Consider the following 8,271-nt stretch of genomic DNA (forward strand, 5'->3'; position numbering starts at 1 on the left):
GCGATCATAAAGTCCATCGCGATAGAGCCAGAACCGCAGGCCTGACTCGTCCTCGACGCGGAAATAATCGCGGGTCAGCATTTCGCCTTGCCCGCGCCACCACTCCATGGCGACGCGCTCGGGGCCTTCGGCACGGATCACCGCATGGGTGGCGCGACGCCAGACGAACCGCGCGGGGGGGCCGTCCGGCACCTGCGCGATCACCTTGATTTGCTCCGGGCGCTCGAACAGCCGTAAGGGCCGCAATGGCGGCTCGCCTTCCACCCGGGATAGCCAGACCGCATGAGCCGCAGCGGCAAGATGATACTGCGCTGGCACAGCCATTACGGCGCGCTCGGGAATATGAGTATCCTGCGGCAGATGCACGAGCACGCGTTTTCCACCGAGACGCGCCGCGATACGGTCGATCAATGCTGCGAGCTCGTCATTATCGTGAACGTTGGCATCGAGATCGCGCTGCTGCTGAACGATGATCTCGGTACGGCTGGCGCACAGGCGAATGAGATCGAATCCGAACCCCGGATCGAGCGGATCGCTCAAGGCGCCGAGCCGCTCGCGAAACAGCCGATCGATCACCTCGGTTCTGGTGACAGGTTGTCCAGTGTCGACCGTGATCGTGCGAACCGCGCCGTCGGTGCGGAAAAAACGGGCTTCCATCCGCCGCGCGCCTTTGCCCTGCTGCGCCATCGTCGCGACGAGCATCCCGGCAAGCCCGGATAGTGTCCTGGATATCACTTCTTCGGTCGCCACCGGTTCGGCGAAACGCTTCTCCACGATGTAATCGGGCAACGGCTTGCGCGGGCTGATCGGCGCATCGCGTTCTCCCAGCGCCTGTTCCAACAGCGTTGTAAAACCAGCTCCGAATCTTGCGGTGATTTCATGCCGCGCACGGCCAGCCACATCGCCGATCGTTTTCAGCCCGGCGCGGCGGAGGCCTGTGATAACGGCAGCATCGGCACCGAGTGCCGACACCGGCAGCGGGGTTACCGCATCGGCCTCTTTGCCATCGCAGATAATACGGCCATGGACATGATGGTTCATGGTCCGCGCGCAGACGGCAGTACCGGCGATGGCGGCACTGACCGCCAAGCCTTGTGCAGTCAGCACGTCACAGATCAACCGCATCATCGCGGCCTCGCCGCCGAATAAATGCACACAGCCGGTAATATCGAGAAACAGCCCATGCGGAGAATCGAGCGCCACCAAGGGCGTAAAGCGGTCGCACCAATCGGCAAGTGAATTCAAAGCACTGGCGTCGGCGGCTTCATCCGCATCGTACACCTGCAACTGAGGACAGATGGCGCGGGCGTTAGCGAGCGGCAGGCCGACGTGAAGGCCGTGCTGTGCGGCCTTATGGTCCAGCGCAGAAATTTGCAGTGCGTTGTTTTGTTTGGCGACGACAATACAAGGATGGTTTTGTTTTGAGCGGTCTTCAGGGGAACCGATGGCCGCTTCGCTGTAAAGCGCTTTAGCCGGCGCGGCGTTGTCGCGCGCGAGCTGGCGTTTGATGCGGTCGATAGGGAGCCGTGGCAGCCATAGGCTGAGGATACGCCGCCGGTTTGTTGAAAAGGCACTCATCACATTTCCATTCCATGATCCACCGACCAACAGGGCCATGACGGTTGCGCACAAGTTCCGCGTCGAACACCGGTGCGCCCCACGCGCTCCAAGCCGCCGCAGGCATTGAAGCAGTCGCAGGCATAAACGAAACAGCCGGGGGGGAATGCGCAGCGCGCACGATCCATCTTGTTTCAGCGGTTGACGGCTGTGGCTCGGCGGCCATTCGAAGCAACAGGGCGGTGACTCCCGAAGCCTGGGCTGCCAACGTCAGCTTACGGCTGGCGACCAGATCAAGCTGCCGCGCCTCGCCCCATACCTCCAGCACGACAACACCCACGGCATCGCAGGCCAGCGCGTCGGCGGCGGTCCGTAGTGCACTGTCCACATCCCCCGCGCGCACGCTTACGAAAAGACGCGGATCGAGACCTAGTTCGGCTAGTCCGTTCATCGACAGCGCGCCCGATTCAATTTCAGTAAAATCCTGCCGCACCCACACCAGCGGTCGTCGCGCGCCCGCTCGCGCTGCTAGCCCCGCGATGAAACCAGTTGCGGCGGCACTTTGCCGGCCAGCCTCGGCGAACACCTCGTGCAGCGCCCCCAGAGCGAGACCACCGTGTAGGGTCGCGTCCGCCTCGGGATGCCCGAGCGCCGCCCTGCGTGGTGAGCACGAAGCGTGCGCCTCGACGCGCTCGATGCTGTCGCGCAAGCTGGCAATCGTGCTCAGACGTGGGCAAGGCCCTGGTGAGTGGTGTGGCGACAAAACCATGTGCCTTTTTCAAAAAAGAGCGACTGAGCCGGCCTCAGGTAAACCTGTTGTCAGCCGATATGTTCATGATATGTTCTAATATAAAGCTAACCTCCCCCGCTGAGTCAATCGTTTAGAGGCTCTATGTTTTTGCAAGCAACTGCAAGGAGATCGGCGGAACTAAGCATGACATCTCTGAATTGGGCTCTGGTCGAGGCAGTGAAATGACCTCCTGGAGCGGGCCCATGGCGCCTACCTCACCCAGCCTCAAAATTTTGCGCGAGCAGGCGGCCGGCTGCCGCGCCTGCCCTCTCTGGAAGAACGCAACCCAGACTGTATTCGGCGAAGGTCCGCAGCATGCGCAGGTTGTATTGGTCGGAGAACAGCCGGGCGACAAGGAAGACCTCGCCGGCAAACCTTTCGTCGGACCGGCCGGCCTGATGCTCGACCGCGCGCTGGCAGAGGCCGGCATCGATCGCAAGAAGGCTTACGTCACCAATGCGGTGAAACATTTCAAATTCGTACCTCGTGGAAAAATCCGCCTGCACCAGAAACCGACGACCCCGGAGATCAAAGCCTGCCGCCAATGGTACGAACGTGAACTGATTTCAATCAAACCCGAGTTGGTGGTTGCAATGGGCGCAACGGCTGCCCAAAGCGTCTTTGGAAAGATGACCCCGATCAACAAGAACCGGGGCCGAGTGATTGATCTTGCGGGAGGCATCAAGGCCGTCGTGACCGTGCATCCGTCCTATCTGTTGCGGCAGCCAGATGCCGAGGCGAGAGCACGCGAATACGAGCGGTTTGTTGCCGATTTGAGAATTGCAGCCGAGACCCTGCGGAAATCGGCGCGCGCGGCGTAAGCTTGCCGCTCGTATTCCGAACTTGGCCTTCCCCTATGACGGCACCGAACGATGTGAGCGTCAGATTTTTGCGGGGAAGCCGACATGCGGCACGACGCAAAGCGCCATGCCGCATCGGCAATAAGGGCTAGGCCGCCGCCGCGACGTTCACGGCAGCTTCGGCGAGCGAAGTCAGGTTTTCGTCGGTCTTCTTCTCTTCCTGCAGCGTCTGATCCAAGAGCCGAACGGCATCCTTCAGGCCAAGCTGCTGTGCCCATTGCTTGAGCGTGCCATAGCGAGAGATTTCGTAATGTTCGACCGCTTGCGCGGCCGCGATCATGCCGGCATCCAGCGCCTCGCAGCCCTTGTACTCATCCATGATCTCCTTGCCCTCATCCAGGATGCCCTGGATCGCGTCGCAAGTCTTGCCGCGCGCCGGCTTTTCGATCAATTCGAAAACCTGTTCAAGACGCTCGACTTGGCCTTCGGTTTCGTTGAAATGTTTTTCGAAAGCCGCGCGCAGCTTGTCGGAACTGGCGGCTTTCGCCATCTTCGGCAGCGCCTTCAAGATTTGCTTTTCGGCGTAATAGATATCTTTGAGCGTATCGAGAAAGAGGTCATTGAGGTCCTTATCTTTCGTGGCCATAGCGCACTCCATTGGCGGCATCGGGGGACGTTGCCGCGTCTCAACGCCACCTTGCTGACAATGTTCCAGCGACGAAGCATCGCGCCGTTGCCTGAATGCGGGTGACATGATACGGCGATAACGTTCGGGCCATCGGCAACCGCCCGGTCAGCTGTGGTGCAGCCAAGAGTTGTCTCGCTCCGACGCCGGAGGTGAGACATGTCGTCTGGCGGTATCTGCTGCACATCGACCATCCGCGTGAGCCAGCTGCGGATCTATCGATGACGCCCTTCCCTTTGACGAAAGCCCCGCCCGATATTCTCTGCCTCTACGCCGCCCGCGCGCTTCGCGGATTCGGCGACGGCTTCGCGATCATCGTCCTGCCGGTCTATCTCTCCGCGATTGGCTTTTCGGCGCAACAGATCGGACTGGTCGCGAGCGCCTCGTTGCTGGGAACCGCGGCGCTGACCTTGCTCACCGGTTTCATCGCACCGCGTTTCCAACTGAGAAGTCTTTTCCTGGCCGGTGCCGGATTGGTCTGTTTTACCGGGCTGGTCTTCCCATCGATCGAAAGCATTGCGCCAATTCTCCTGGTCGCTTTTGTCGGCAGCATCAATCCGTCGAGCGGCGATCTCGGCATGCTGGTTCCACTGGAGCATGCGTTGTTGACCAAGGAAACTGCTGACCGGAACCGCACCTCGGTGTTTGCCAAGTACAGCCTGATCGGCTCGCTCGCCTCCGCCTTTGGCTCACTGGCCGCGGGTTTGCCCGGGGTCCTCGCTTCTGACGGCTGGTCAAGGCTCGCTGCGATCAAGCTGATGTTCTACGCCTACGCAACGCTGGGGCTGCTCGCGGCCTTGCTGTACCGACGCTTGCCGCGCGATACCGGCGATACGGCGAGCGTCCCGAAGGTTGCGCTCGGCCCGTCACGCGGCGTCGTCTACAAGCTTGCGGCGCTGTTCAGCATGGACGCCTTTGCCGGGGGCTTCGTCGTGCAATCGCTGCTGGCGCTCTGGCTTTTCCAGCGCTTCAATTTGTCATTGGAAGCGGCGGGCCTGTATTTTTTCTGCGCGAGCCTCCTCGGCGCATTTTCATTCCCGGTGGCGGCCTGGCTCGCCCGACGCATCGGCCTGATCAACACCATGGTCTTTACCCACATCCCCTCCAGCCTCTGCCTCATCGCTGCGGCGTTCTGTTCCAACCTGAGCGCGGTGCTATCGCTGCTGCTGGTCCGCTCGGCGCTTTCCCAGATGGACGTCCCCACCCGCTCATCCTACGTTATGGCGGTGGTAACGCCTGCCGAACGCACCGCGGCGGCAAGCGTGACCGCTGTGCCGCGGAGCCTGGCATCCTCAATCAGTCCCGCCATCGCCGGTGTCATGCTAGCGGGGCCGTTTTCCGCCCTGCCGTTGGTCGTCTGCGGGTCCCTCAAGATCGCGTATGACCTCGCCTTGCTGCGGATGTTCCGGCACACCAAACCACCTGAAGAGGTGCACTAAGCCGGCGGCCCTTTTCACGCCGCGAGCGTGTTCTCGACCAGCTTGATCCAGTAGGAAGTGCCGTAAACGATGGCCTCGTCGTTGAAGTTGTAGGCCGGATGATGCAGGCCTGCGCTGTCGCCATTGCCGCAGAAGATAAAGGCTCCCGGCCGGGACTCGAGCATATAGGCGAAATCCTCCGCGCCCATCAGGGGCGGCATTTCATGAACATTGGCATCGCCCGCGACTTGCTTAGCAACTTTCGTCGCGAAATCTGTCTGCGAGGCGTGGTTGACCACCACTGGATAGCCGCGCTGATATACCAGCTCGATCTTGGCACCGGTTATCTGCGCCACTCCGGCCACGACCTCACGCACGCGCTTCTCGACCAGCTCCCGCACCTCCGCCGTCAGAGTACGAACGGTGCCCCGCAGTTCGGCGGTCTGGGGAATCACGTTCCGCGCGTTGCCAGCGTGGAATTCGCATATCGAGACGACGGCAGAGTCGAGCGGATCGACCGTACGCGAAACGATCGACTGTAACGCGGTGATCAGCTGCGAGCCCACCAGCACCGAATCGATGCACTTGTGCGGACGCGCGGCGTGACCGCCAAGCCCTTCGATGGTGATGTCGATGGAATCTGTCGCCGCCATCACCGGACCGGACCGGATCGCAAACGATCCGATCGGTATTCCCGGACCATTGTGCATCCCATAGACTTGATCGATTCCGAAGCGGTCCATCAGTCCATCTTGAATCATGGCGGCTGCTCCCGCCCCGCCCTCTTCGGCCGGCTGAAAAATCACCACCGCATCTCCGGCGAAATTCCGGGTCTCGGCCAGATAGCGGGCGGCGCCGAGCAGCATCGCGGTGTGGCCGTCATGGCCGCAGGCGTGCATCTTGCCAGGCGTCTTCGATGCATACGGTAGCTTGGTCTCCTCCTCGATCGGCAACGCGTCCATATCGGCACGAAGCCCGATCACCTTGATTTCGCCGTTGCCGGCCGGCTTGCGCCCCTTGATCACGCCGACGACCCCTGTGCGTCCCAGGCCGGTCGCGACCTCATCGCAGCCGAACTCCCGCAAGCGCTCCGCGACGAATGCTGCAGTGCGATGCACATCGTACAATAACTCCGGGTGCTGATGGATATCGCGGCGCCAAGCCTGAATGTCTGGTTGAAGGTCGGCGACGCGGTTGACGATGGGCATGGCAGCTCTCAGCTAGGGTTGGAGGTTTTGGCGGTGTGTAGCACGCACCCGCGATCCGCCCAACATCAATGGTACAAGCGCTGTACAGACCGGTCACGAAACTGGCAGAACGCGCCGGGGCGATTACAGCGACCGACTTCCGGAATTTCAAATTATGTCCCGAATTCTCGAAGGTGATTTCGACTATATCGTTGTCGGCGCCGGCACGGCCGGCTGCATCATGGCCAACCGGCTGTCCAGCAATTCCAGGCACCGGGTGCTGCTGCTCGAGGCAGGCGGGGATGACAACTGGATCTGGTTTCACATCCCGGTCGGTTACCTGTTTGCGATCGGAAATCCACGCTCGGACTGGATGTTCCGGACTGAGTCGGAAGCCGGCCTGAACGGCCGCTCGCTGGCCTATCCCCGCGGCAAGGTGATCGGCGGCTCGTCCGCCATTAATGCCATGATCTCGATGCGCGGACAGGCGGCCGACTACGATCACTGGCGCCAGCTCGGTCTCGCGGGCTGGGGCTGGGATGACGTGAAGCCGGCCTTCCGCCGTCTGGAGGATCATTTCCTTGGCGAGAGCGAGCACCATGGCCGCGGCGGCGGCTGGCGAATCGAAGCAGCGCGGCTGTCCTGGGCTATTCTGGACGCGATCGGCGATGCCGCAGAGGAAATGGGTATCAAACGAATTCCAGACTTCAACACCGGCGACAATGAGGGTGTCGGCTATTTCCATGTCAACCAGAAGCGCGGTCGCCGCTGGTCGTCCGCACGAGGGTTTTTGAAACCAGCCTTGAAGCGAGCCAATCTGCGGCTCGAAAAACACGTTCTTGTCGATCGGCTTGTTATCGAACAAGGACGAGCCGTCGGCGTGCGATTCATTCAGAACGGTGAAATGGTTGAGGCACGCGCCAAAGGCGAGGTGATCCTGTGCGCCGGATCGATCGGATCGATTCAGGTGCTGCAGCGTTCCGGCATCGGGCCTGCGGAATGGCTGGTGCCGCTCGGCATAGCGACCGTGCTCGATCGGCAAGGTGTCGGGCGCAACCTGCAGGACCACCTGCAGCAACGGGCAATTTATAAGGTCCAGGGCGTTCGCACGCTCAACGAGACCTACTATTCCATTGTCAGGCGCTGCCTGATGGGTCTCGACTATGCATTCCGCCGCCGTGGCCCACTGACGATGGCGCCCTCGCAGCTTGGGATATTCACGCGATCCGATCCTCTCCGCGAGCGCGCCAACATCCAATTTCACGTCCAGCCGCTTTCGCTCGACAAGTTCGGCGACCCCTTGCATCGGTTTCCCGCAATCACCGTGAGTGCCTGCAACCTCCAGCCGACTTCGCGCGGTACTGTTCGTATCCGCTCCGCCGATCCTGCCGAACCGCCCGCGATCGCGCCAAATTATCTGTCGACCGCCGAAGACCGTCAGGTTGCTGCCGACGCCATTCGGACCACGCGGCGTCTGATGCGCCAGCCGGCGCTTGCGCGCTACCACCCCGAAGAATTTTTGCCCGGACCATCCGTCGGCGACGACGATCAAGCGTTGGCGAAAGCCGCCGGCGACATCGGCACTACAATCTTTCACCCGGTCGGCACCGCGAAAATGGGCACCGCGAACGATCCGATGGCCGTCGTCGATGAACGGCTCCGGTTTCATGGCATTGCCGGCCTTCGCGCCGCTGATGCATCGGTGATGCCGACGATTACATCCGGCAATACCAACACCCCCACCGCGATGATCGCCGAAAAAGGCGCCGCAATGATCCTTGAGGACTCCCGGTAGCGATCACGCATACGTCATCACGTCGACGCTTATTTGGCG

At 61.4% G+C, this 8,271-nt stretch carries 6 protein-coding genes and 1 pseudogene; 3 read left to right on the top strand and 4 right to left on the bottom strand.

Annotation, left to right across the window (positions count from 1 at the left end):
- Together VJV58_RS13535 and VJV58_RS13540 are read right to left on the bottom strand one after the other, a co-directional pair.
- Positions 1-1,578, bottom strand: a 1,578-nt coding sequence (locus tag VJV58_RS13535) for a Y-family DNA polymerase (RefSeq protein WP_324137859.1), incomplete at its 3' end; no start/stop codon positions are given.
- Entirely contained in the window at positions 1,469-2,326 is an 858-nt protein-coding gene (locus VJV58_RS13540) for a DNA repair protein (RefSeq protein WP_324137860.1), read from the bottom strand. The genes VJV58_RS13535 and VJV58_RS13540, both read right to left, overlap by 110 nt.
- A 245-nt stretch (positions 2,327-2,571) precedes the next feature.
- Here VJV58_RS13540 and VJV58_RS13545 point away from each other — a divergent pair.
- Positions 2,572-3,168 (top strand): annotated as a pseudogene (locus VJV58_RS13545) (UdgX family uracil-DNA binding protein); the annotation flags it as partial.
- Between the two features lie 127 nt (positions 3,169-3,295).
- Here VJV58_RS13545 and VJV58_RS13550 read toward each other — a convergent pair.
- Positions 3,296-3,793: a ferritin-like domain-containing protein gene (locus tag VJV58_RS13550; protein ID WP_324137861.1), complete on the bottom strand. Its 498-nt coding sequence runs from the start codon at positions 3,791-3,793 to the stop codon at positions 3,296-3,298.
- A 260-nt stretch (positions 3,794-4,053) separates the two neighbouring features.
- Between VJV58_RS13550 and VJV58_RS13555 the strand changes: the two genes are divergently transcribed.
- Complete coding sequence (locus VJV58_RS13555; protein WP_324137863.1) at positions 4,054-5,271, top strand: MFS transporter; 1,218 nt, start codon at positions 4,054-4,056, stop codon at positions 5,269-5,271.
- Positions 5,272-5,285: 14 nt separating this feature from the next.
- Here VJV58_RS13555 and VJV58_RS13560 read toward each other — a convergent pair whose 3' ends face one another.
- Complete coding sequence (locus VJV58_RS13560; protein WP_324137864.1) at positions 5,286-6,458, bottom strand: M20 aminoacylase family protein; 1,173 nt, start codon at positions 6,456-6,458, stop codon at positions 5,286-5,288.
- Positions 6,459-6,612: 154 nt separating this feature from the next.
- On the opposite strand from VJV58_RS13560, the gene VJV58_RS13565 reads away from it, so the two are divergent.
- A complete protein-coding gene (locus tag VJV58_RS13565; protein ID WP_324137865.1) occupies positions 6,613-8,232 on the top strand; it encodes a GMC family oxidoreductase in 1,620 nt (539 codons plus the stop codon).
- The last annotated feature ends 39 nt before the right edge of the window (positions 8,233-8,271 follow it).

It is taken from the genome of Bradyrhizobium sp., from assembly GCF_035273305.1.
GTDB lineage: Bacteria > Pseudomonadota > Alphaproteobacteria > Rhizobiales > Xanthobacteraceae > Bradyrhizobium.